Raw genomic sequence first — 24,555 nt, 5'->3', positions numbered from 1 at the left:
CCTAATGCGTTAGATAATTGACCTATTCTCATATCTTTCTCCTTACTGTGATACAGTATAAACCTTAGAGTAAACCCCAAGGTCAAGCATAGCAAAGGTCGTTTATGAAAATTGTGCTATTAGATGCGAAAACACTCGCAAATAACTCTCTGTTACCGCTAACGTTGCTCGGTGAATTAGTGACTTACCAGAACACGACACACGAACAAATAATTACCCGCTGCATTGACGCAGATGTGATAGTCAGTAATAAGGTTGTAATCAACAGTAAGGTACTCGCCTCACTGCCTAAATTAAAGTTAATTTGCGTTGCCGCCACTGGCACTAACAACATAGATTTACGTGCAGCCAAAAAACAAGGCATCGCGGTGTGTAATGTTGCTGGGTATTCAACTTCGGCGGTTGTCCAACACACCTTTACACTGCTGGGCAATTTAATGGGTAATATGCATCGATATATTGCTGATTGTAAAAATGGACAATGGCAAAGCAGCGATATATTTTGTCGTTTAGACTATCCAATAAAAGAAATCGCAGCCAAGAACTTCACTATTATTGGCTATGGTACACTGGGCAAAGCCATTGCAAACGTGGCTCAGGCTTTTGGTGCACACGTGATCATAGCTGAACGACCCAATGCACGTTCAATCCGAGCGGGCAGAGTGGCATTCAAAGATGCCATTAAATCTGCTGATATCATTTCGATTCACTGTCCTCTCAATGATGAAACGAAAGATCTATTTAACGCATCCGTGTTGGCACAACTAAAACCTTCCGCCGTACTTATTAATACAGCTCGCGGTGGCATAGTAAATGAACTCGCATTAGTCAGTGCTTTAAATGAACAGCAACTTGCTGGTGCTGCGCTAGATGTACTATCCATTGAGCCCGCCCAAAAGAATAACCCGCTATTTGAATATTCAGGTCATAACCTACTACTAACGCCACATAATGCGTGGGCTGCTGAAGAGTCTATTGATAGATTGATCCATTCTCTTGCTAACAATATCAAGTGCTTTTTAAATGGTGAACATATCAACCGTGTAGTATAAAACACTAATAAATCATCAAATTAACCATTTTTTGATTTCTATATAAATCCCTTTTAATAAAGAAAACTCTAAATTTTTGATTTTTAATGTGAAAATAACTGGCAAATTATTTGCAATTAAAAAAACACTATCTATCCAGGAACAAATAAAAATGAAGAAATTACTTATAGCCGCACTACTAACAACACCTTTCTTAAGTGGCTGTATTGTCGCAGTCTCAGATGGCGAAGCTGAACACAGCTGGGCTTCTGACCATCGCGGTTCTGGTTGGCAAAAACATCAGAAGTCTAATAGAGATAAAATTACCGGATTAAAGAACGGCGTTGCATATCAAACGGTTCTGCAAGAATTCGATACTCCTGAATTTTCTGATTTAGTCAATAAAGGTGATAACGTGTATCAAGTCTTGTATTTCGCCACAAACAGCAAACATTCAGACGGTAAAATTACCAAAGATGAATGCACGCCATTGGTATTTAAAAATGGCAAACTGGTTGGATACGGCGCAAGTGCGGTGTCTGAATACCTTTAACTAGGCGGCAAATAAAGCCTTGAATACGATTAATCAATAGGTGAGGATTTACCTATTGATTAATACTATACGTTCTTGATGTTGATGTGCCTGTTGTAAGGCGCTATCCGCTAACTTAAATACTTGCTGTTCATTGTCATTAAAGTTTGTGGTGATATGTACAATGCCGATACTTATACTTAAGTGAGCACAAATGGGCGACGTGCTATGGGTTATTAACAGGCTATCAACTGCATCATGCATCTGAGATGCAACTTTTTCAGCGCTGTCACTGGTACTTTCTGTAAGTATGGCCGCAAACCGAACGCCATCATAGCGCGCCACAAACCCTAGGTGCTCAATAGTCACATGCTCAAGTGCGCGTGCTACTTTAACCAAACACTCATCACCAGCAGAATAACCATAAAATTCATTAAACTCTTTGAAATAATCAATATCAATTAACAATAAGCTCAGCGTTTTTTCATATTCCGCACACATCTGGCAGTTTCTAGCCAATGTTTCATCCAATAAACGTCTATTCGGAATCTCTGTCAAACCATCAATCGATGCTAACTTTTCAAGTAAATCATTCTTCTGCTTAATCGCTAGGTGGTTTTTCACTCTTGCTTTAACGATAAGTGGGCTGAATGGTTTAGTAATATAATCCATTGCTCCCATTTGTAAGCCTTTTGCTTCATCATTATAGCTATTACTTGCAGAAATAATAATGACTGGAATTGCGTAAGTATGTTGCTGTGTTTTTAGTTTTTCTAATAAATCATAGCCAGACATCCCTGGCATCCGAATATCTGAAATAATGAGATCTATCTCATGACTAGATAGAAACGCCAGCGCCTGCTCTGCACTTTCACATTGTGATATTTGATAATCTTCAGATAACGTGTTGTCTAGAACCACGCGGTTAAGCGGATCATCATCAACAATCAAAATACGAGCAATCTTTGGCATTTAATCCCCTAGACTTCCTATCGTTAAAAATAACTCAACTTGCTGTAATCTCATTTTTAGATCTGTAACAAGCACCTCATCTGGTGTTTTATTCGAGGTTTTTATATGTAATTCTAGTACCTTAGCTGCCTCGGCTAATCGGCAAAACCCCAACCCTGCAGCTGCGCCTTTGATACTATGAGCTAATAATGAAACCTCTTTATGACTTTCACAATTATCTAACTGATGTAAATACTCTGTACTTAGCTTAGCAAACTTTTCTAACATTGTGATTAAAAACGGTTCTTTACCCATTACTTGCTCAAGCGCAAATACGCGATCAAAAAACCGAGTTTCTGCGGTAACATAAAGAGCTAATGTCTCACTTAATAACCCTTTTTCAACGGGTTTAATTAAGTAATCATTCATGCCAACACTCAGCGCTTTATTGACTTCACCAACATTATCATTGGCGGTTAATGCAATAATGGCAACAGGTTGCTCTGGCAACGCTTTGCGCAATAGCTCTGTTGCTTGGTAGCCATCTAATTCTGGCATTTGTACATCCATTAGAATCACATCTGGCTGTAACTTGGATACTATTTCAACAATATTTTGCGCGCCATTCAATCGTACGATATTTACACACACCTGTTGTAACAAATTGCTTGTGATATCTAAATTTAGTTCATTATCATCAACAATTAAACATAAGCTACCCGTTACATTGACATCTTGACATCTTGATTGTGGCTTTTGCTTCAACTGCTGTTCAATATCTTTTGATATTCTCTGAGCATAGCCAACATGAGGAAACTGCTTAATCTTATTGCTGATCACTTTAAGATTCTCTATCGGTGTGCTTTCTGGTACATAGACACTAACAAGCTTATCGAGCCAACCCTGCTCACAATGCACACCTAGCATATCAAGTTGCACCGCGCTCTCGCAGACTAGATATGAAGCTGGTTGATCATTTAGATGTTGTAACACACTCATTTTATCCTGCTCTATACATACATTAAGATCAGAACAAACGAACCTCATACTATTACCCGTAAACCAAAGAACGTCGGTCTTTCTAGAAAGTAATGGCACCACTTCCAATGGTAATGAGAAGTAAAATTCACTGCCTTGTCCATATTGACTGTTCAGCTGAATTTCTCCACCTAGTAATGCAACTTCTTGCTTTACTATGGCAAGGCCAAGCCCGATCCCGTCATGTTTACGAGACAAGGATTCATCAACTTGGGTAAACGCATCGAACAGCCGCTCTTGATCCACCTCTTTAATCCCTTGCCCGGTATCTATAACACTGAATTTAGTACGTTGCTCGCCGCTATTTTGCTGCTCTTGAATAATGGCCAATACAACTTTCCCTCTTTGGGTATACTTTATGGCATTGTTCAATAAGTTAATTAAGATTTGTTTTATTTTTTGCATATCACCTTTGAACGTGGGCGGCACTGAGTGTTTCAACTCAATAGTGAGTTGTAGACCCTTTTGAGCGCATAAGGGCGCCATCAATTTATAGCAATCATCAACGAGTGTTACTATCTCAAACTCATGAACTCTTACGCTCTCTTGGTGCCTTTCCACTTTAGCAAATGCTAAAATACTGTTCAGCATATCGAGTAATTGCTGAGCCGCGTAACTCACTTGACCCATTTGTGCATTTTGGGTTTCATTTAAGCCTTGCTCTTTGACTATATCAACCAGTCCAAGTACGACGTTAATTGGCGTACGAATTTCATGACTAATATTCGCAATAAAGCGGCTTTTTGCTAAAGTAGCTCGCTCCGCATCGAGTTTAGCCCTTGTTAACTGAGTAATGTTTTGTAGATGAATAACAAAGTATTTTGGCTGACGCTGCTTATCCCACACCAAAGAAATACTTAATTGCAGCCACATGTAAGGCCCTGACTGAGGCATCGTAAGTTCAGCCGCCTTTTTATTTTGCTCTAGTAATACTGCAAATGTTTCAGTTAACGCCTTGTAGCTTTGCTCATCAAATAATCTGGATAACAAGGATCCCATTTTCGGTTGATGCTCTGTTAAATACCGTTTTGCTGCTTTATTTAAGCTCAATACTTTTCCATCAATCGAGGCTAAGATCACACCATTTGGTGCATACTCCATTGCCGCTTTAAAGTTCTCTTCTGAGGTCTGCAATGATTTGAGCACTTGCTGTTGTTCGGTGACGTCCCGAGCTACTCCAAAGCTACCTATTAATCTATGTTGTTCATTGTAAAATGGCGCCACAGTAAACATGTAGCTCTTATCTTGCAAAAGCAATGTTTCTGTCAGCGAGTGCCGTTGCTCTCGCATACATTGCTCTAGCATGGTCAATTCTGCAAATCTATCTGTGACCTCGTGCAACTCTTTGCCAACCAGTTCACTTTTATTAACTTTAAGAAATGCTTCAAAAGCTGCGTTACACCCAATAAATGACCCATCGATATTTTTAAAGTAAATTAAATCTGGAATGTTATCTAACATGGTATTCAGTAAAGCTGCTTGACGCTCTTTTATATCAAGCGAGCGCGCAAGCTGTTTCTTCTGCGTTTGCACTTGCTCATCTAAAACATCATTATGCTGCTTTAATTGCTCGAGTAATTCTTGCTTTTGCGTCACTACCCGTTTAATTTTTGCAAACCAAGGCTGCCAGTCCTCAGGAATTATATAATCGAACGTTGTTTTTGGTGCCTGCTCTTGCAGCGTAAGGTACCGTACAAAATGACTTACCGGACGAATAAATATCCGATTACTCAGCCACGTAACTGCCAGGAATGTAGCCCCTATAAAGCTGGCTAAAAAAAGTAACTCTAGTGCTATCTCATATAGAATTGGCGTTCTAAAATCTTGCTCTGTTTGCTTAAACGCTAAATCAATTGGCCTTGTTGATTTCTCACTATAAAGGTGAATTCCACCTAACCACGGTGCAACCCGTTCGTGCTGTTGCTGTGATTCAGTTAAAAACTCATGGTGGGTCAGTAAGTTTTGCTGGTGTTTATTTAATAATGTAGCAACCGTTTTAGGTAGACCGACTTGATTCAACCACGCCAACACTTTTTGCGTATTATAAACCAGTAAAACATGCTCATTTGACGTACTTGAACGACGCTGTCCTATCGCAAAATAGGTTCTACCGTTAATTTCTACTACACCAGTACTACTATACATTTGCTCAGAAAAATCAGGTGACAACTTCCCCTCTAGTAATGCCGTCAATAAATGACTTTCATTGTGATAACGGCGCTTTACAAATGCAAAACCATTATCTTTGACGTAAGCGAGTGCATCTACCGGTAAGATTAACGCTAACGCTGTATTAAAAGCAGGCCCTAGTGCCATAACCTGTTGCCATTGTCGATAAGCTTGAGGGTTATTTAAAAAGCGCCCCTGCCCTATCACCTCACCTGCACCATGCGGCAATTTTCGATAATAGTAATCTGCCCGTTGATCAATTGTCGCCATGATAAATGGATCAAAATGATAACTGAGCGGCTGCTCAAGGCTAATAAAGACACTTTGAAATACAGTTTCAGCCGCAGACATAGCTTGATCTAACTGCCCATTTAAACGCTGAAAATGCACAACCTTGTCATTATAACTTCGCTCAAGTTTTATATGGTACAAGTGCAGGCATAAAATTGCGGCCACAAGCATCGCGATACTTAAAGTCACAGCAATCGCTTGATGATATTTTTTTAAAGGTAAGAACGCTTGATCAAAGTCCATAAAGGATAGCTAAATGATTCCCTATGCCCAACACAATAACGAGCAAGGTAATGATAAGCAAGGCTCAATAGTGAAACACCTTGCTTTTGGTGAAATGAAAGGCCACCGCCGTTCCGTGGCCTAAGACTGCAAGAGCTATAGATTTTCCTCAGCGAAAGACGCCAATCTGCTACGTACAACCCCATTTAAATTAATCGTTGCGCTGCCTTCAAAGTGTTTGAAACGCTCAACAATATAGGTCAAGCCAGATGTGAGAGGTGTTAAATAATTACTGTCTATTTGGGCTAAGTTACCCGTGCATATTAATTTGGTCCCTTCTCCACAACGCGTAATAATCGTTTTTAACTGCGATGCGGTTAAGTTCTGGCTTTCATCTAAAATCACTACGGCGTTTTGAATACTGCGACCACGCATAAAATTGACCGATTTAAACTGAATATTGGCTTTCTCCATTATATAATTACGACTTGAAATAGGACTTTCATCATTTTTATGAAGCACTTCAAGTGTGTCCGTGATCGCAGCAAGCCATGGGGCCATTTTCTCTTCTTCGGTACCTGGTAAAAACCCGATACTCTCTGCGATTTCAGGCGTATTTCTCGTAACGATAACCTTATCATACACCCCTTTTTCAATGATCATTTCCAGCGCACTGGCAAGTGCTAACAGAGTTTTCCCACACCCGGCTGGGCCTGTTAATATTACCAATTCAATGTTTGGATCAAGCAATGCATCCATTGCCATACCTTGATACACATTTTTTGGTTGCACGCCCCAAGCACTTTGATGCATTAACCGCTCTACCCCCAAGTCCTTAAAGGTAATGTTCGTCTCATCGTAATGGGTGATCCGTGCCGCAAAGTGCTCACTGTCATCGACTAAATATTCATTACAAAAAACATCTGGCAACAAACTTTTAGGCACATGGTGCAACGTATATCGGCCTTGCTGCTCTGATGTGCAAGCTCCTACACTTTGCCAAAAGTCGCCCGTGAATTTTTTATACCCTAAACTCAATAACTTAATGTCATCAATTAATTGATCCGTTCGGTAGTCTTCTACAAACTGCAGCCCAGCACCCTTGGCCTTGAGACGCATATTAATATCTTTGGTGACTAAAACCACCTTAGTATGTGCATGTTGTTTTTGTAATCTGACGGCGCAATTTATAATAATGTGGTCATTCTCATTACCTGGCAGGCCTGAAATGCTATCTGGGAATAAATGATCATTAACAATAATCAATTTTCCACGCGACAAAGGCCCAGACTCATTACTCGATTGTACGCTTGGTAAACGTACACCATCTAACATTTCCTCTGGGGATGCATCTTTGAGTACACCATCTAAACTACGAATTGCAATTCTAGCGTCACGACTCACGTCGCGCTTTCTGTCTTTGATATGATCTAGCTCTTCAAGTACTGTCATTGGTATGACAACGTCATGTTCTTGAAAAGATAGATAAGCGAGGGGTTCATGAAGCAGCACGTTGGTGTCAAGTACGTACATTTTTTTGTCGAGTTCTTGATCTTTTCCCATAGCGTCATCCTATCGTTTGCAAATATTCATGCTATACCCAATACTCTTGATGAAATATCAAACGTACTGGCTATAACCCAAGTTTAGTCTATTTGTCATAAAAGTCCGTTTTATGACAAACCGAAAGTGAATTTATGTTCTTAATACAAATAGATCTCAATAATTTAGAAGAACTGTAAAAAGAATAGAGATAGGCACATTCGCAATGAATAAACAAGATTGAACAAGCTTAAATGAACGGGTAACATAGCCGCCTTTTTTCGGGTTAAACGAGACGAACATGAATTTTTCCTTAGGTCAGCGCTGGATAAGTGACACTGAGTCAGATTTAGGCTTAGGTACCATCGTGGCATTAGAAGGCCGCCAAGTGACAATATTATTCCCCGCCAGTGGAGAAAACCGCGTTTACTCAATGCAAGAAGCGCCTGTAACGCGTGTGGTATTCAATCCAGGTGATATTATTCGCAGTGCCGATGAGTGGGAGCTACAAGTCGAAACAATTGAACCTGTTGGTGAATTATTGTGTTACCACGGTATTCGTCTTGATACCGAAGAAAAAACGACTTTAAAAGAAACGTTTCTTGATCACTTTATTAAATTTAATAAACCACAAGACCGTTTATTTGCAGGCCAGGTCGACCGATTTGACCGCTACACGTTACGATACCAAACGTGGCAACATCAGTTTGCACGCCAACAGTCACATTTAAAAGGCGTTGTAGGCCAACGAGCCAGCTTGATCCCACACCAACTTTACATTGCAGATGAAGTGGGCAAACGCTTTGCTCCCCGCGTATTACTCTCTGACGAAGTTGGTTTAGGTAAAACCATCGAAGCTGGTATGATTTTACATCAGCAACTCCTGACCGGGCGTGCAAATCGCGTCTTAATTGTTGTGCCTGAAAATTTACAACACCAATGGTTAGTAGAAATGCTTCGTCGCTTTAATTTACGCTTCTCAATTTTTGATGAGGAGCGATGCGATGAAGCTTTTGCTGATTCTCCAAACGTATTCGAAACCGAGCAGCTCGTACTGGTGAGTCTGGAGTTCATTGCAAAAAAACGTCGCTGGTTTGAACAAGCAACCTTAGCCGATTGGGACTTACTCGTCATTGATGAAGCACACCATTTAACAATCGAGAATAATAAGCCCAGTACTGAATATGCTCGTATGGCTGAACTTGCCCAAGATATCCCAGGCCTGATCCTACTCACGGCAACGCCTGACCAATTAGGTCACCGAAGCCACTTTGCTCGATTACAGTTGTTAGACCCTGATAGATTCTACGATTACGACGCATTCGTTGCGGAAGAAAGCCAATACAAAGAAGTGGCAGAGGCGGCCAATCAACTGTTACAAGATGGGGCGCTAGACGACCAAGCAGAAGCAACCCTTGTTAACTTGCTACAAGAAACCGATATCAGTACCCTATTGGTCAACGCACAATCTGGTGATGAGCAAGCGAAGCAAGAAGTTCTATCAATGTTGTTAGATCGTCACGGCACAGGGCGAATTTTATTCCGTAACAGTCGCAGCGGTATTGATGGATATCCGGGTCGAAAGTTACACAGTTACCCTGTTGAAATTCCGAAGCAATACAAAACAGCGATGTCGGTCCTTGGGAATATGGGTGGTATCCAAAGTGCTGAAAAATCCGCATTAAGGGCTTTGTTCCCAGAAAAGATTTTTCAGGAGTTCGAAGGTGAAGGGAGTGGCTGGACCGCATTTGACCCGCGCGTCGACTGGTTAATTGACACTCTAAAGTCACTTAAACATGAAAAAGTTTTGTTGATCTGTGCTGAAGCACAAACTGCAATCAGTCTTGAACAAACCCTACGTGAACGAGAAGCCATTAAAGCTGCGGTGTTCCATGAGGGCATGTCTATTGTTGAACGTGACCGTGCTGCGGCGTTTTTCGCTGATGAGTACGACTCAGCGCAAATATTGCTGTGCTCTGAAATTGGCTCTGAAGGTCGTAACTTCCAGTTTTCACATCATTTGGTATTGTTTGATTTACCCCTCAACCCTGACTTACTCGAACAACGTATTGGACGATTAGATCGTATTGGCCAAAAATACGATGTGAATATCCACGTACCTTACTTTGAAAATACAGCACAAGAAGTCTTACTCCGCTGGTATAATGAAGGGTTAGATGCGTTTGAAACTACCAGTACGACAGGGCAAATGCTCTATAAAGAGTTTAGCGAAGACTTACTTGAATTTATTGGTGGGCATAACTGTGATGAAGAGGAGCTTGATCCACTTCTTGAACAAGCCGCCAAACAAAACCAAGTATTACGTGCTCAAATGGAGCAAGGTCGTGACCGACTGCTTGAACTTCACTCCAGCGGTCAGGGCCGCGCTGACTCTTTGGTTGCTGAAATTGAGAAACTGGATAATGGCGTGATCTTACCAGGGTACATGATCAACGTATTCGACACCTTTGGTGTAAACCAAGAAGATAAAGGTGAAAATACCATCATTCTTAAGCCGACTGAACATATGCTCAACCCCTCTTTCCCATGTTTAAAAGAAGATGGTATTACCGTCACATTTGATCGAGATACTTCTTTGTCGCAAGAGGATGCACACTTTATCAGCTGGGATCACCCAATGGTACAGGGTGCCATGGATATGATCTGTGATGATGACTTTGGTTGTGCATCTGTCGCCTTGCTGAAAAATAAGAAATTACCAGCTGGGACTTTTTTCGTTGAGCTTATCTATATTGCCGAAGCATCAGCACCTAAAGTGCTACAGGTTGGTCGCTTTTTACCGCCAACACCAGTGCGTGTATTACTCGATAAAGCAGGTAACAACCTGGCTGAAAATGTTGCGTTCGATGCTTTTAATAGTCAATTATCTGCTGTTGGTCGTCAAACAGCAAGTAAACTGGCTAATGCATTGCAAAGTGCCATTCACCCACTCATTACGCAAGCGACTGAATTAGCAAATGTTCAGTTAGATACCCTGAGGGGAGATGCAATAACAAAAATGCACGCGACTATGAGTGAAGAGCAATCTCGTTTAGCGGCATTAAAAGCAATTAACCCTAATATCCGCGATGAAGAAGTTCAAGTCTTTGAAAAGCAAAGAACCGAACTTGGCGTTTACATAGAAAAAGCACAATTAAAACTTGACGCTATACGCTTAATCGTTGTGTCTCATTAAAACGCATTCATAATGTAAAACCACTATTAATCAAAAGCCACGCCCTTAATGACGTGGCTTTTTGCACTTTGTTAATTGCTCCGCTGTCATGATTTAAAATTTCATAATATTGTCCCAACGCTCCCATAACTTGAAAACAGCCGTACACTCAAACACGGTCATATCATCTAACGACGAAACATGCTTAACCTGCAATAACATAAAACTTGATGCTTCAAGATAAGTATGGGCTACTTCCATGGAGATAATCGGTGTAGACAATAATATCGCTTTCAATTCGTGCCAGCCGGCAGGCATTGCTTTTGATTGCAGTATGGCATCAAAGTCATCATTAAAGGCCTGTAAAGCATGATGAATGTATCGCTGCTTATCCGCTAACCATTCAAATTTTAATTCCCATTGTGAAATCAGGTTTCCAAGATCACTAAAACCACCTTCTGTTGTACTGCGGCATTCATTTAGATAGTAAAATTTTGGACTCAGCCAGTAACTTTTTTCTGCTCGCAAATCGCTCAGCCTTGCTTCCAAAAATACGTTTTCCAATAATGTACAGCCACCTGTGGGATTTCGGATCATGCATAATTGTTCGTAAGATATGAGCGTACGTTCTATACCCTGTGATTTATTGACATAGTCAAACCAATCATCTAGCCAATTAGGGTCAATATTACAGTCATGCTCTCGTTCAGTAACGGGCCATGAACTCGCATTTTCACCGGCAAATTTATCACCCCGGTGCAAAAGCCATTCTAAATGGCGAATTATTCCATGCTGCCACCCTGAATGAGATTTCCCTTTTCGCTTCGCCCACTCTATTGCACGATAATTTTGCTGTACTTGAGACTATTGGTTTTTAATATCAAGCTGTTGTGAAGGCACACCAATCGCATGCAGTGCTATCGCTTTATGAAAATCATGATGATATTCAGCAACGTCTAGCCCTGATTGAAAGTAGCGTAAGAAAAATAGTTGATGATTGATGTTAATTGAATACTTATTTAACTGCAATAACGCACTTTGTAAGCGTGGTGAGGCTTTTAACTTTTCGTGTTTGATACTTTCAAAAACGCTACTTCTGTCCAAATTAAAACCGAATTTCGGTACTAAAACGTCATAAGTTTCCATATTATTTATTTGTGCCATAACACTAAGTAACGTGTTCGACACTGCCTCCTCATCCATTTGTAAGCATAATGCTAAATCTTTTACCCGCTACCAAAATGTCGGTAGCCTCTTCCATTAAGTTGTATATTTTTCAATAACCCATCAACAAGGTACGGTATGTTGTTAATGGGCTGAATATTAACTTTTACATAAAACAGCGTAATCAGCGAGTAAAAGATGGTAAAAGTTAAAGTAAAAAAGGAAAATAACCTAGATACTCTGGTAAATTTGCTAAAAAAATAGGTAACATTGCTATATTAAAAAAAAATACACGTAAAAGTACATGAATGATCGCGCCAAACAACTAGCCCCAGCAAATGTAATAGATCAAATATATCGAGGTGTCTGGATATCTGATTTATTTATTTGTTTTGAAACGCGTAAAGTGTACCGTGATAAATATGATCTAAACCTTTCTGAACTATCTTATAAGCTACTGATTTGTTTAATTAATAATTCACCAACCCCTATTCCAACAAATCGACTACTTACACTTGTTTGGGGTGATGTTGTCACTGGCGATGAAAACGTCAAGCAACGAATAAGTATTTTGAGAAAGCAATTAGAGCACCCACAGCAGTATGATTATATAAAAAATAGGCGAGGTCAGGGTTACTTTATAGACTCACCTCTAAAATACAAAAAAAAGCCAATTTATCAAAGGTTTAATTTAGTAAAAACACAAAAAATCTCATTTTTACTATTCCTACTAATGATGTTCATGCTCGCACTATCCTGGAAAGATAGTAGCAACACGGCAATACCCACGTCATATATTTCGAAAATTACGGATAGTAGTATTCACTTGGCTACCCCCACTGATAACTTAGCGTTTTGTTTAGATGGATACGATGATTATGTGGAATTACCTGACCAAGATATTTTAGACGTTTCCGAAGGGGATTTCTCTATCTCAACATGGGTCAGAACGCGCTCACTTGGTCAACACCTGATAATAGATAAACGTTTTGAGAATCAAATCGATAATGTTCATGGCTACGCATTTTATATTGATGATGGATACCTAGCGTTACAATTGGCCGACGGTGGAGGCACATGGTATTGTCAAAAACCCAATTCATCCTGCACCTTTTACGACTCAAGTGCATTCGTTGCGACTAATGAATGGCAACATATTGCGGTTTCAATCGACAGAGATGCTGCTCAAGGGATCCGCTTTTACCGCAACGGCAGTTATATTGATAGTCACAACCCTACCGACCGTCAGGGCTCACTAGCCAATGATATGCCGTTACGTATTGGTAGCCGTTCATCATACTTGTCGGGATTATTCCAAGGTGCTATTGGAGAAATCTCACTACACCACAAAGTACTCACCTCTGAAGACATACGGGCGGATTATTTAAAAGGTAACCCTCGTCATTGCTACAACATTGCGCATAAGGGTGGCAAGCTCTAACCTCGTTGGTGATTAAAAGAATCCCCTTATTCAACTTTAATGAACTATCGATGCATTAAACACTATGTAATCCCCTAAAAGGTCGCTAAAATGGCGCGCTTAATTTTATCTGGGGTAATAAACTGTGCTTTTGAACTATGCGCCACCACTGGACCCATATTTAGAAATTCTATATCAAGATGATCACATGCTCGTCATTAATAAGCCTAGTGGTTTATTAACAGTACCTGGTAAAGATCCTAAACATGCCGACTGTGCTATTACTCGCGTAAACACCGTTTTTCCGACGGCACGAATTGTTCATCGTTTAGATATGGCGACATCTGGCGTCTTGTGTTTAGCAATGAGTAAAGAAGCCCACCGCTTTCTCAGTATTCAATTTCAAGATAGGCTCACAAACAAACATTATATTGCACGCGTGCATGGTGCAATGAAACACGCCACCGGCTCTGTTGATTTACCCTTGATATGTGATTGGCCGAATAGACCAAAACAAATGGTATGTCATGACAAAGGCAAACCATCTCTAACCCATTATGAAGTCCTCAAAAATGAGCATAACGTAACCCGTGTCAAACTAACCCCCATTACGGGTCGTTCTCATCAATTGCGGGTACACATGTTGTCACTTGGCAATGTAATACTTGGTGATCGACTTTATGCAAAAGGTGACGCGCTGGCCGGTGCTGAGCGGTTGCAATTACATGCTGAAATGCTACAGATTTGCCACCCTCTTACCGAACAGTTAATGACATTTGAAGCTCCTACACCTTTCTAGTAAAAGCCCCAAGTAACCTCAGGTTTGGATAAGGGTTTTGGAATAGAAAATGTTTTATAAACAAACTTACGTACAATCCACTGATGATATTTTGTTCAATCTCAAGGCGCCTTTGTGCAGTAATAGCGGGCTATTACAAATGAAAGCAACGCCGAGAGTGAGAAAAATAGCTTTATTGGGCAAATTCGCTTATCCAGAGCTGAGGTTAAGTACTCTAATAAGTATACTGGGTATTTATAAGAGTACTTTAGGGGCTGTTGATCTTTCAGGTTCATTTTTGCAGCAGTTTGATTGGATTTTATACCAGGCAGAGGCTGCATAGCATGGTTATTCCATGTGAGTCAGCCGATAACATAGTAGAAAAGCCAATCAAGCGCTGCCTACTGGTTCTTTTGAGCGCCCTTTTCTCTTTGTTGCTTAATATTCGCTTAGATCACTAAGCCACACATTAAGCACCGCGATAAAAGCACGCTCAAAGAGAACAAAAATAGAACAGCAAAGTTCAACAGCCCCTAGCCTTTTATTATTTACTTGTAGATTGATTAAATAAATCCAGAGCACTGGCTGTCATTGCCCGCACACCCGTTTTAATGGTCAATGGGTAATCTGGTGCAAATTGACTTGAGTGCAAAGAAGGTAAGGTGTCACCATTTTTAACGCTTGTTGCGTAAGATTGAGGCTCAACACCGCCTAGCCAAAAGATAGTGATTGGTAAGTTCTCATCGGTACGGCCATACATCCCAAAGTCTTCACCCGCCATAACCGGTTCAGCTTTCACCACATTCTCCTCACCCAGCTCCGCTTTTATACTAGCCGTCATCACATTGGCTAATTCTGGATTGTTGTAAGTCGATGGAATAGTTTCATCTTTATGCACATATACCTCGGGGGCTAATGCCTTTGGTAACCCTGCGCTTAACGCTATCCCCTGTGTTAATCGTTTTATTGCAGCAATTTGTTGTGCTCTCACTTTTGGATTATACGAGCGTAGCGTCAACTGTAATGTGACTTCGTTTGAGATGATATTGTGCTTTGAACCGCCATGTATGGAGCCAACCGTGATCACAGAAGGTTCCAACGGGGAAATTTCTCTACTGGCTATAGTTTGTAAAGCAAGTACAATCCTTGACGCAATGACCACTGGGTCTATGGTCGTATGAGGATACGCCCCATGCCCGCCTTTACCTTTGACTGTGATATCGACCGAATCTACATTGGCCAGCGCGTAACCGGGGGCTATTGCGACTTTACCAGCTGGGAGTGATGCGCTGACATGTAAACCAAGCACATGATCTGGCTGGGCAAAGCGACTAAACAGCCCCTCTTTGAGCATTGCCTTGGCCCCTCCTCCCACTTCCTCAGCTGGTTGAGCAACCATCATTAAAGTACCTTGCCACTGCGCCTTATGCATCACTAACTGTTGCGCTGTACCTATAAAGCTAGTCATGTGGATATCATGACCACACCCGTGCATTACGCCCACTTCATTATTATTAGCATCAAGTGTTTTTACCTTTGAGGCGTAAGGTTTGCCTGTTTGCTCTATGATCGGTAAACCATCAGTATCTGAACGGATCATAATAGTAGGACCAATGCCATTCTCTAGCATGCCAACAACACCAAATCCGCCGACGCCCTCGGTCACGGTGAAACCCAAAGCAGTTAACTCTTTTGCTAAACGTTGTCCTGTTTTCTGCTCTTTATATGAGAGTTCAGGGTGTTGATGTAAGTGCAAATATAACGATTCTAAGTCAGGCAATTGCTTTATCACTGATTTAGATAAATCAATATCATGTGCGTTAACGTGACTTGAAAGTATTAAAAGTAAGCTTGAAGTGAATAATTTCATTATCGTAATTATCGTTGTTGTAAGAACCATCAAGGTAGCAACTTCATTGATGAGCAGCAATGACTATTCAAATCCAACGGCCGTATTTTTAATTGGCACAGCATATTTTATTTTTGTATTTATGCTAGAATGGCACGCTTGCTGGCACACGGAAGCGCTTAAACGTATTCAACTAACTTGTGCTGCTATTTATGAAAGTTTTATTCTTTTTCCTATGTATTGTTATCAGCTTATTACCTCTGAGCACGCAAGCATCTATCCCTAACTGGTTCAGTCAATACGAACAAACTCTCAGCCAATCACCACAAGACACTCTTGAAACACTCTTGAAACACTCGTGCAACAACACCGTACAATGCAACCAGGGTTAGAGCGAATATACTTAACAACGGTTGCTGCAAAACTCGCCGAGCAATTATCAAAGCCGCTATTAATTCACCTTGAGCCACACTCCCCACTTACTGAGATAGAGCAACGCTTATTACACGCAATACAAGCATCAATGCAGAATAAACACCAACTCAGTGAGAGTAAGTTCAAGGAAGTGCAAAACCTCATCAATGAAAAAACGCACCAAGAATTAGCGTCACTAGTATTGCAACACATAGTTTGGGATCACATTAAAAAAGGCAACTATCATAGTATTACGCGACATCTTGATAAAATGAATGCCTTAGCTGAAGCGATAGATAAACCGATAATAGATCCAAAGTATCGTTGGAACTTATCTGCGATTGTTGCGAATCACCATGGGTATCACAATAAAGCGTTAACCTTGTACAAAAAAATCTTAGGCACTCACCCTAACCCTTCAAGGCAAGCGGTCACCTTTAATAATATAGGGTTAACTCTAATGGATATGGGGCAATATGATAATGCAATCACGCACTTTAAAAATGCATTAGAGTTACGCACATTAGCGAATAACCAACAAAAAATAGCACTCACCCAATTAAATCTTGGTATTGCGTATCGGAAAAACTTAGCTTTTGAGCAAGCCTCATCTCTACTACTCAGCGCTCAACGCACATTTACGAACCTAAACAATAATTATGGCGTAGCCAATAGTAATATCCAATTAGCAAAATTACACTTAGCGTACGAAGAACCAAGCCAAGCATTAACCTTGCTAATCGACACATTGAATATACTTGATGCAGAACAGCACGCTACATTGCTATTTGATACCCACTTAACACTCGCCAAAACACATCTACAATTGCAACAGTATGACTGGGCATTAAAAGCCGCGACATGGTCACTAAAGTTAATTAAAAAAGGGAATGACATTACACATAAATTGAGTGCCCTTGGGGTGATCATACAAATTCATGCCAAACTGAACCAGTTCGAGCAAGCTTACTTATTTCAAGAGAAATACATTGCTTTGGAGAAAACACATGCTAAAAGCCAAAATCAGCAAGCGTTAATTGCCGTTCAAGCAGAACTAAAAATGTCAAAAGCTGAATTGAAAACGATTCGCCTTGAACAAAAAAACCTACAACAAACACATAAAATACAGCAGTTGCAATACAATCAATATCGGCTCTGGCTGACGATAGCTTGTATTACTTTAATTGTCATATTTGTCTGGCGTTCACGTAATAAACAGCGCTATTTAGCAGAACATGATACCTTAACTGGCGCATTCAACCGTGCAGCCATGTATAAAGTACTGTCTAAATATGCTGCACATATCGAGTCAGAATACGCTCACGCACTAATACTACTCGATTTAGATCACTTCAAAAAAATTAATGACACATATGGACATCCAGCAGGTGACCAAACTTTAATTCAGTGTTGTCACACTATAAAAAAGGCCATCACACAACCTCACTTTATTTCTAGGATAGGTGGAGAGGAATTCGTTGTCTTTATTCCACACATTAAAAAAACAAACATTTTGAATATCGTTGAAAGTGCAAGACAGACGCTAAGTAGTCAACCTGTAACATTAGCCGATCATACTTCCATTACAGTCACTGCTAGTTTCGCTTACTATGCAACTACCGGACTTGAGCATACCAAATTTGCTTCAATTTATAGCGCACTCGATATCGGGCTATATCAAGCAAAAAACAAGGCAGGAACTGCGCGGTTGAAGTCGTTGACATCAACGTGTCGTAATGGGTTCACCATAATTAACATGAAAATGTAAATGCTTTGAATCTTGGTAGTTACCTAAATTCGTTAATACTCGACATGCACCGTGCTGCGCCTCAACTTGCTGAGCGACTTGCGTTACCACAGCCATAATTTTGTGAACAATCGATACGTCGTGCTCACCTAAATCGGTTAAAGATGGCACATGAGCTTTGGGTATAACCACGATATGTACAGGCCAAAATGCCCGAGTATGGTGGAACGCCAGCACATCGCTCGTTTCCATGACAATATCAACGGATACTTTATTACTCAGTACTTGTTCACAATAAAAATCATCCATGCCATTTTCTCCTTCATAATACACTTTTGAATAAGATATATATTCGCCTACGGCTACTCACGCTACGCTAAATCCTTCCCAATCCAAACCACCTTGCCAATGATCTCTAGCTGATCGAGTTCATGCGCTTGAACATGTTGCTCCACATACTCTTTGTTATCACTAATAAGGCGTACAGAGCCATCAATATATTGCTGCAAACGTTTCGCATAAAGCTCTTCACCTAAGCGCACCACATAAATAAGCCCTTCACTGAGTTTCTTGTCTGATAGATCAACCAAAATTGTGTTGTTGTTATGTATGGTCGGCTCCATAGAATCACCTTTTGCAAACACAACGGCTAATTGACTCTTATCTAGGTTTTTATAATCAATCCACTTCTTACGAAAAGCTAAGTGTCGCTCAACTAATGCTGCATCGTTAAATGCACCATATCCAGTACTGACTGAAATATGATAACCCGGAACCAGTACAAACTTTTCTTGGAACTCATCAACATTCACGACACTTTGACTTAATAATGGAGAAACCAAACTATCTTGACTTTGCTCGCCTTCCCCTTTTACTAACCATAGGAAGTCTGTGTTTGATTCTCGCGCAATACGTTCAGTAATACTTAACTTAGGGTCTTCACCCTTTAAAATTCTACGCAAAGTACCTTCCGAAACACCTATTTTTGACGCAAACGTGCGTATACTATCAGGTTTGATTGCTTGCTCGACACGCGTGGCAAATGACGCACGCTGATGCTCATCACCACAACTATTTTCATTATAATTTTCAGTCATGTAAGTTAGGCCTTCTAAAAAATCAAATACCAAAAAATGAATTTATGTGCCTATAAGAAAGAAATAAGGCTCAAAAAATTAAAAATAACATTTGTAATGCGTAATTTTTAAAACTATAATTTAAAAAAATACGCAATCGATTGATGTTTACATAAAGAAAGTAACAACTAGATGCGTATTTAATGCTGCATTATACACCTATTTATAGCAACTTTCATACTATAAATACATTAATGCGTAATAAATGAAGGAGAATATAAATTATGCAAAAAAGTGCACCAGCAAGAATTAATCGTACACCTCGCGGATCAGATATCCTTAAGTTTGCTCGTAAAAGTCGAGGCTATACCCAAGCCGAGTCTGCCGCAAACTACGGCATTGAAGAACGCACTTTGCGCCGTTGGGAAAATAATGAGTTCAACCCTCGTTGGAATGATGTCATTGGGTTAGTTGAAGATGTCTATTTACTTGATATTACCAACATTATCATTGGTATGAAAAAACCCAATTAATAAGGTTTGATATTATGCTACAGTGCAAAGAAAAGAAGGTTGCAATATGCAGCACCCACTTAGACAACATCAAATCCCGAAAGAAGTCCCTCGTACAAATAACCGTTTTGGGCAGTTAATTGGTTCGCTCATATTAAAAGCTTTTGGCTGGCAAGTGGCTGGGGAGTTCCCACAGTCAGCAAAATTTATTGCCGCGGTTGCGCCCCATACTTCTAACTGGGATTTTGTCATAGCCATTGCAGTTAAATTTAAACTCGGACTCCAAGTGAAATTCCTTGGAAAACACAGTATTTTTGTTGGACCATTTGCCTATATTCTAAAAAGAATGGGTGGGATCCCTGTTGATAGAAGCGCGACCAATGGTATCGTTAATCAAGCTACCCTCATTTTCCATGAACAAGATGCATTAATCTTAGGCTTAGCCCCTGAAGGGACTCGTAAATATACCCAGCAATGGAAAACGGGGTTTATTTATATGGCACATTCAGCCAACGTTCCCATTGTACCTATGCTCATTGACTATCGTTCAAAAACATTTGTGATACTCCCTGCTATAATCGTAACGGATGATGTGCCGGCTGAATTAATACGAATAAAACAACAATACCCCAAAAGCGCGGCAAAATATCCAGCCCAAGTATCCGATTAATCAGGGCATTTAACGTGTACCCTTTGGCTTGGTATTTTGACTTACTCTATACTATCAATAAGTAGACAACCGGATAAGAAAAAACACTATGAAATCAACATACGCCATACTTGCATGTGCCTTCACCTACGCATCATCAGCTTACGCTCAAACCACCTTATTAACCGCAAAAGCTTACCTCGATGTACACACTGGGCAACTCATTAATAACCCCACATTACTTATTAAAGACGACAAAATTGTACGCATCACAACAAACGGACAACTGCGCCCACCAAAAGGTGCGCTGACCATCAACCTACCAAATAAAATTTTGGTACCAGGCATGATGGATATGCATGTTCATCTTACGTCAGATGCTGCCGATAACTTTTTAGCTTCTCGAAATTACTCCATTCCACGCCAAACAGTTAAAGCCGTCAAAAATGCGAAAACCACATTACTAGCCGGGTTTACAACGGTACGTAATTTGGGTGCATCAGGATATAGCGTCATTGCAACGCGTGATGGGATCAACGCGAAAGAGATCCCTGGCCCACGTATTTTTAGCGCCGGGCATTCTATTTCAATTACAGGGGGACACTGTGATGATAATTTTAGTGCCCCTGAAAAAAAATCTCTCTCTGCAGGCGTTGCCGATGGCCCTTGGGCTGTGCGTGCAAAAGTACGAGAAAATATTAAATATGGCGCTAATACAATAAAAATTTGTGCAACAGGTGGAGTATTTTCAAAAGGCACTAAGGTTGGCGTACAACAGTTTAGCGAACAAGAACTTAAAGCTGCGGCTGACGAAGCACATTTGAGAGGTCTAGTGATCGCAGCACATGCTCATGGCACCAGTGGTATCAAAGCCGCTATCCGTGCAGGCATAGACAGTATAGAACATTGTAGCTTTATGGATAAAGAAGCCATTCAGTTAGCACTTAAACATGGCACTTATTTATCCTGTGACATTTACAACACCGAATATACACTGGCATTTGGTGAAGCCAATGGTGTTCCACAAGAGAATATTAATAAAGAGAAACTTGTCTCAAAAGCACAACGCGAGAGTTTTACGAAAGCTGTCAACGCAGGTGTAAAAATGGTGTTTGGCTCAGATGCTGCAATTTACCCTCATGGCGACAATGCCAAACAATTTTCACGCATGGTTAAATTTGGCATGACCCCATTGCAAGCAATTCAGTCGTCAACAATTCATAGTGCTGCTTTGCTTAAGCTCAATAATGTAGGGCAAATCAAAACCGGTTTTATTGCTGATATTATCGCTGTAGATGATAACCCACTTCGCGATATCAGCACGCTTGAAAACGTCCGCTTTGTAATGAAAGAAGGCACTGTTTTTAAAAACTAAATAACCTCAGGTTTGGATAAAGGTTTTGGAATAGAAAATATTTTGCAAACAAACTTACGTACAATCCAATGATGCTATTTTGTTCAATATCAAGGCGCTTTTATGCAGGAATAGCGGGCTATTACAAATGAAAGCAACGCCGAGAGTGAGAAAAATAGCTTTATTGGGCAAATTCGCTTATCCAGAGCTGAGGTTAAATACATATTGTGATCAAAAAAGCCTTTATGGGTCTACCATAAAGGCTTTGATTAACAATAAAGTCGATACTAAAAAATCATCGCTTATTTACATAGACCTAAATCTGTCCACACTTTCCAATTATTACCCACATTAGAGTTTTGCTCTGGGTTCTTATTGCTGTGCCACCAGTTGTTGCTATATTTTTTACCATTATATGAAACCAGTGTGCCAGCCTTAGTATATGTTTTATTAGCTGACCAAGCTGTAATACCATCACACCCTTCACTTACATTTCCCTCTGTTACGGTCACCGCTTTATTAAAGTTGGCTGTCGCGCCCTCATTATCTGTCACTGTGAGTTTAACCGAATAAGTGCCAGCTTGGGGGAAAGTATGACTGGCTTGCTTGCCTACCACATTTTGACCATTAATAATCCAATCAAAGCGTGATATTGTGCCATCAGTATCTCGGCTACCACTTGCATCAAATGAACAACTTAAACCTGTACATTGGCTATTAAACTGCGCAATTGGCACTTGGTTTTGAACTGTTCCCGCACAGCCATTTTGCGTTAAATAATCTGCAGCGGCCTTCGCTTGCACTAAACCATTACCAAATAAATGATCTCGTCCTGCATCACCTAAATCAATGGCCGTGGCATTCAGTGCGTTTCTAATTTCAACATTAGTACATTGACTATGATTACTCCAAACAAGCGCTGCGACACCCGCGACATGTGGGCTTGCCATTGAAGTACCCGATTTAACATCGTAATCTGAAATACTCTCTAGTTGAGCCGTAACTTGTTTTGAAAGGTGGGCTTTTAAACTGTTACCTGTTACTTGCGTCAACGCTAGCACGGGGATTGTCACACCATGATTAGCATCGCCTAATGTTCCACCAAAAGATCCTGCTGCGTTATTGTATACCAGTGCTGCAACACCACCACCTGCTTCACAGTTTTGCGCTTTTTTCGCGAATGTAGCCCCACCTCGTTCAATTAAGCAAATTTTTGCAGGCGCTGTACAGGTCGTAAGCGCTTGGCCACAATCAGCCAATTCAGCGCTCAGTTTACCCTCAACTGAATGCGTCATACCCGCCGCTTCGAATGCGCCAGCACCTTGAACTGTGACACCCGCAACGATACCAGTCCCCCTTGGTACTGTAGATAAAACATCCGTACCTGGACCTGAAATTTCTACTTGTGCATTAAATTGTGATGAATCGTTTTTATTGCGGTCTTTATCGATATTGGCCACCGATACAACGCTATCATAACTTGCTGGATAACTTAAGGTCGCATCACCACCGTTACCAGCTGCAGCAATAATCAACACACCTTGATCATAGGCCGCATTTAGACGTTCTTCCAAGTATTGGCTTTTTGATGCGCCACCTAGACTCATATTAATGACATTCGCACCGTGTTCTACACAATTATCTACCGCGCGACCAATTCGAGAGTTAAGGCCCTGTTTGCCTTCATCATCAAATACTCGAACCGCGTGAATACCCACTTTGTCACTCGGTAACACACCAACAACACCTACACTATTATTAATAGCAGCGATAGATCCAGCAACATGGGTGCCATGTCCAGATCCATCTTTGTACCATAAGCCAACCGCAGCATCCGCAAAGCCTGTTGCATTTTGCGGTAAATCAGGGTGGCCTAAGTCATAACCTGAGTCGATAACACATACTTTCACCTGATCAGCATTTGCGTCAGATACCAAATTTGCTTGTACTTGGCCAATACCATATGGGCTTATTTGAGTTGAGGAGAAAGGCGTGTATTCAAAGTCTTCTTCAATATAAACAAATTGATCTGAGGCTGTCATCAATGCAACTTGCTCTTCACTCAATACCATAGTAACAACTTGCTCTGAAACGGTTGAGACTAACGTTTCAACAACATTATTACTAATAGCATCATTAATACGGTGTTGTGACTGACTTGATATATTCTGATTATGCGTTTGTAACCCGGTATTCATTTTGACGATATAGGTCTGTTCTGCATACGCTAGACTTGACACACTGCTGGCTGCTATTAGTGATAATGCCACTGCGCTGATTTTAAACTTGTTACTCATTATGAACTTCCTTCGTGCAAATTATTATTGTTATGGCGCATCCGCTGTGCAGGAGGTGGTCCTTTTTCTTGCCCTTCCTATATATTTATCTAAATAAGGAACGGTTATTTTAGGTACAAGCTACCGTAAGGAAATTTACTTTGCAATAAAAATTTAACCTTAAAGAATAATTATTTAAACATTAAATACGATTACGCATCATATTTACCCATTTTAATTACTATGAATGCCAGTACTTTGTATTTTTCTCGTTGTCAAAAAAACCATCAAATGTGTAAGGCGTCCAATATGTTGACGACATTATAAAATGTTACAGAAAATCAGGGTTGTCTCAGTTGCACTCT

The 24,555-nt window shown here is 40.5% G+C and carries 19 protein-coding genes; 10 read left to right on the top strand and 9 right to left on the bottom strand.

What is annotated here, in order from left to right:
• Window positions 1-104 precede the first annotated feature (104 nt).
• Together J8L97_RS15170 and J8L97_RS15165 are read left to right on the top strand one after the other, a co-directional pair.
• Entirely contained in the window at window positions 105-1,052 is a 948-nt protein-coding gene (locus tag J8L97_RS15170; protein WP_211050845.1) for a D-2-hydroxyacid dehydrogenase, read from the top strand.
• A 151-nt stretch (window positions 1,053-1,203) separates the two neighbouring features.
• On the top strand, window positions 1,204-1,584 hold the full coding sequence (locus J8L97_RS15165) for a DUF3192 domain-containing protein (protein ID WP_211050844.1): 381 nt from the start codon (window positions 1,204-1,206) through the stop codon (window positions 1,582-1,584).
• Window positions 1,585-1,632: 48 nt separating this feature from the next.
• Here J8L97_RS15165 and J8L97_RS15160 read toward each other — a convergent pair whose 3' ends face one another.
• The 3 genes from J8L97_RS15160 to J8L97_RS15150 form a co-directional block, all read right to left on the bottom strand.
• Window positions 1,633-2,535, bottom strand: a complete 903-nt coding sequence (locus J8L97_RS15160) for a diguanylate cyclase domain-containing protein (RefSeq protein ID WP_210996018.1) — start codon at window positions 2,533-2,535, stop codon at window positions 1,633-1,635.
• Window positions 2,536-6,255, bottom strand: coding sequence for a hybrid sensor histidine kinase/response regulator (locus tag J8L97_RS15155; RefSeq protein WP_211050843.1), 3,720 nt, complete (start codon window positions 6,253-6,255; stop codon window positions 2,536-2,538).
• Window positions 6,256-6,390: 135 nt separating this feature from the next.
• Window positions 6,391-7,797, bottom strand: a complete 1,407-nt coding sequence (locus tag J8L97_RS15150; RefSeq protein WP_192506619.1) for a PhoH family protein — start codon at window positions 7,795-7,797, stop codon at window positions 6,391-6,393.
• A gap of 280 nt (window positions 7,798-8,077) precedes the next feature.
• Here J8L97_RS15150 and rapA point away from each other — a divergent pair, with 280 nt between their 5' ends.
• Entirely contained in the window at window positions 8,078-10,972 is a 2,895-nt protein-coding gene (rapA, locus tag J8L97_RS15145; protein ID WP_211050842.1) for an RNA polymerase-associated protein RapA, read from the top strand.
• A 93-nt stretch (window positions 10,973-11,065) separates the two neighbouring features.
• Here rapA and J8L97_RS15140 read toward each other — a convergent pair whose 3' ends face one another.
• Both J8L97_RS15140 and J8L97_RS15135 read right to left on the bottom strand, forming a co-directional pair.
• Window positions 11,066-11,713, bottom strand: coding sequence for a hypothetical protein (locus J8L97_RS15140; RefSeq protein ID WP_211050841.1), 648 nt, complete (start codon window positions 11,711-11,713; stop codon window positions 11,066-11,068).
• Between the two features lie 102 nt (window positions 11,714-11,815).
• On the bottom strand, window positions 11,816-12,139 hold the full coding sequence (locus tag J8L97_RS15135; RefSeq protein ID WP_211050835.1) for a hypothetical protein: 324 nt from the start codon (window positions 12,137-12,139) through the stop codon (window positions 11,816-11,818).
• A gap of 280 nt (window positions 12,140-12,419) precedes the next feature.
• Between J8L97_RS15135 and J8L97_RS15130 the strand changes: the two genes are divergently transcribed.
• The 3 genes from J8L97_RS15130 to J8L97_RS15120 all read left to right on the top strand — a co-directional run bounded on the left by J8L97_RS15130 (window position 12,420) and on the right by J8L97_RS15120 (window position 14,656).
• Window positions 12,420-13,556 (top strand): LamG-like jellyroll fold domain-containing protein, encoded by a 1,137-nt coding sequence (locus tag J8L97_RS15130; protein WP_211050833.1) that lies wholly within the window; start codon window positions 12,420-12,422, stop codon window positions 13,554-13,556.
• 124 nt (window positions 13,557-13,680) lie between these two features.
• Complete coding sequence (gene rluA, locus J8L97_RS15125; RefSeq protein ID WP_210996012.1) at window positions 13,681-14,334, top strand: bifunctional tRNA pseudouridine(32) synthase/23S rRNA pseudouridine(746) synthase RluA; 654 nt, start codon at window positions 13,681-13,683, stop codon at window positions 14,332-14,334.
• Window positions 14,335-14,383: 49 nt separating this feature from the next.
• Window positions 14,384-14,656 (top strand): hypothetical protein, encoded by a 273-nt coding sequence (locus tag J8L97_RS15120; protein ID WP_211050830.1) that lies wholly within the window; start codon window positions 14,384-14,386, stop codon window positions 14,654-14,656.
• A 201-nt stretch (window positions 14,657-14,857) separates the two neighbouring features.
• Here J8L97_RS15120 and J8L97_RS15115 read toward each other — a convergent pair whose 3' ends face one another.
• Window positions 14,858-16,183: a M20 family metallopeptidase gene (locus tag J8L97_RS15115; RefSeq protein ID WP_211050828.1), complete on the bottom strand. Its 1,326-nt coding sequence runs from the start codon at window positions 16,181-16,183 to the stop codon at window positions 14,858-14,860.
• Between the two features lie 337 nt (window positions 16,184-16,520).
• Here J8L97_RS15115 and J8L97_RS15110 point away from each other — a divergent pair, with 337 nt between their 5' ends.
• A complete protein-coding gene (locus J8L97_RS15110) occupies window positions 16,521-18,344 on the top strand; it encodes a GGDEF domain-containing protein (RefSeq protein ID WP_211050826.1) in 1,824 nt (607 codons plus the stop codon).
• Here the strand turns inward: J8L97_RS15110 and J8L97_RS15105 are convergent.
• Complete coding sequence (locus J8L97_RS15105; RefSeq protein WP_192506612.1) at window positions 18,300-18,632, bottom strand: HIT domain-containing protein; 333 nt, start codon at window positions 18,630-18,632, stop codon at window positions 18,300-18,302. The genes J8L97_RS15110 and J8L97_RS15105 overlap by 45 nt on opposite strands.
• 62 nt (window positions 18,633-18,694) lie before the next feature.
• A complete protein-coding gene (locus J8L97_RS15100; RefSeq protein WP_211050824.1) occupies window positions 18,695-19,420 on the bottom strand; it encodes a S24 family peptidase in 726 nt (241 codons plus the stop codon).
• Window positions 19,421-19,683: 263 nt separating this feature from the next.
• Between J8L97_RS15100 and J8L97_RS15095 the strand changes: the two genes are divergently transcribed.
• The 3 genes from J8L97_RS15095 (at window position 19,684) to J8L97_RS15085 (ending at window position 21,935) form a co-directional block, all read left to right on the top strand.
• Complete coding sequence (locus J8L97_RS15095) at window positions 19,684-19,932, top strand: multiprotein-bridging factor 1 family protein (RefSeq protein ID WP_192506610.1); 249 nt, start codon at window positions 19,684-19,686, stop codon at window positions 19,930-19,932.
• 46 nt (window positions 19,933-19,978) lie between these two features.
• Entirely contained in the window at window positions 19,979-20,581 is a 603-nt protein-coding gene (locus tag J8L97_RS15090) for a 1-acyl-sn-glycerol-3-phosphate acyltransferase (RefSeq protein ID WP_211050822.1), read from the top strand.
• Window positions 20,582-20,669: 88 nt separating this feature from the next.
• The gene (locus J8L97_RS15085; RefSeq protein ID WP_211050820.1) at window positions 20,670-21,935 is read left to right on the top strand and encodes an amidohydrolase family protein; all 1,266 of its coding nucleotides are present in this window, start codon (window positions 20,670-20,672) and stop codon (window positions 21,933-21,935) included.
• Between the two features lie 281 nt (window positions 21,936-22,216).
• Here the strand turns inward: J8L97_RS15085 and J8L97_RS15080 are convergent, their stop codons facing one another.
• The gene (locus J8L97_RS15080) at window positions 22,217-24,211 is read right to left on the bottom strand and encodes a S8 family serine peptidase (RefSeq protein WP_211050817.1); all 1,995 of its coding nucleotides are present in this window, start codon (window positions 24,209-24,211) and stop codon (window positions 22,217-22,219) included.
• Window positions 24,212-24,555 lie beyond the last annotated feature (344 nt).

Origin of the sequence: Pseudoalteromonas sp. MMG012 (assembly GCF_018100875.1) — a bacterium.
GTDB lineage: Bacteria > Pseudomonadota > Gammaproteobacteria > Enterobacterales > Alteromonadaceae > Pseudoalteromonas > Pseudoalteromonas aurantia.
The sequence above is the reverse complement of the archived record's forward strand: the minus strand, read 5'-3'. Positions and strand labels throughout refer to the sequence as shown.

What these genes read in the sequence shown, in the direction of transcription:
- J8L97_RS15100 (WP_211050824.1), bottom strand. Translation starts at nt 19,420, where the DNA reads ATGACTGAAAATTATAATGAAAATAGTTGTGGTGATGAGCATCAGCGT.
- J8L97_RS15150 (WP_192506619.1), bottom strand. Translation starts at nt 7,797, where the DNA reads ATGGGAAAAGATCAAGAACTCGACAAAAAAATGTACGTACTTGACACC.
- J8L97_RS15085 (WP_211050820.1), top strand. Translation starts at nt 20,670, where the DNA reads ATGAAATCAACATACGCCATACTTGCATGTGCCTTCACCTACGCATCA.
- J8L97_RS15105 (WP_192506612.1), bottom strand. Translation starts at nt 18,632, where the DNA reads ATGGATGATTTTTATTGTGAACAAGTACTGAGTAATAAAGTATCCGTT.
- J8L97_RS15160 (WP_210996018.1), bottom strand. Translation starts at nt 2,535, where the DNA reads ATGCCAAAGATTGCTCGTATTTTGATTGTTGATGATGATCCGCTTAAC.
- J8L97_RS15080 (WP_211050817.1), bottom strand. Translation starts at nt 24,211, where the DNA reads ATGAGTAACAAGTTTAAAATCAGCGCAGTGGCATTATCACTAATAGCA.
- J8L97_RS15120 (WP_211050830.1), top strand. Translation starts at nt 14,384, where the DNA reads ATGTTTTATAAACAAACTTACGTACAATCCACTGATGATATTTTGTTC.
- J8L97_RS15130 (WP_211050833.1), top strand. Translation starts at nt 12,420, where the DNA reads ATGAATGATCGCGCCAAACAACTAGCCCCAGCAAATGTAATAGATCAA.
- rapA (WP_211050842.1), top strand. Translation starts at nt 8,078, where the DNA reads ATGAATTTTTCCTTAGGTCAGCGCTGGATAAGTGACACTGAGTCAGAT.
- J8L97_RS15115 (WP_211050828.1), bottom strand. Translation starts at nt 16,183, where the DNA reads ATGAAATTATTCACTTCAAGCTTACTTTTAATACTTTCAAGTCACGTT.
- J8L97_RS15170 (WP_211050845.1), top strand. Translation starts at nt 105, where the DNA reads ATGAAAATTGTGCTATTAGATGCGAAAACACTCGCAAATAACTCTCTG.
- J8L97_RS15165 (WP_211050844.1), top strand. Translation starts at nt 1,204, where the DNA reads ATGAAGAAATTACTTATAGCCGCACTACTAACAACACCTTTCTTAAGT.
- J8L97_RS15155 (WP_211050843.1), bottom strand. Translation starts at nt 6,255, where the DNA reads ATGGACTTTGATCAAGCGTTCTTACCTTTAAAAAAATATCATCAAGCG.
- J8L97_RS15095 (WP_192506610.1), top strand. Translation starts at nt 19,684, where the DNA reads ATGCAAAAAAGTGCACCAGCAAGAATTAATCGTACACCTCGCGGATCA.
- J8L97_RS15090 (WP_211050822.1), top strand. Translation starts at nt 19,979, where the DNA reads ATGCAGCACCCACTTAGACAACATCAAATCCCGAAAGAAGTCCCTCGT.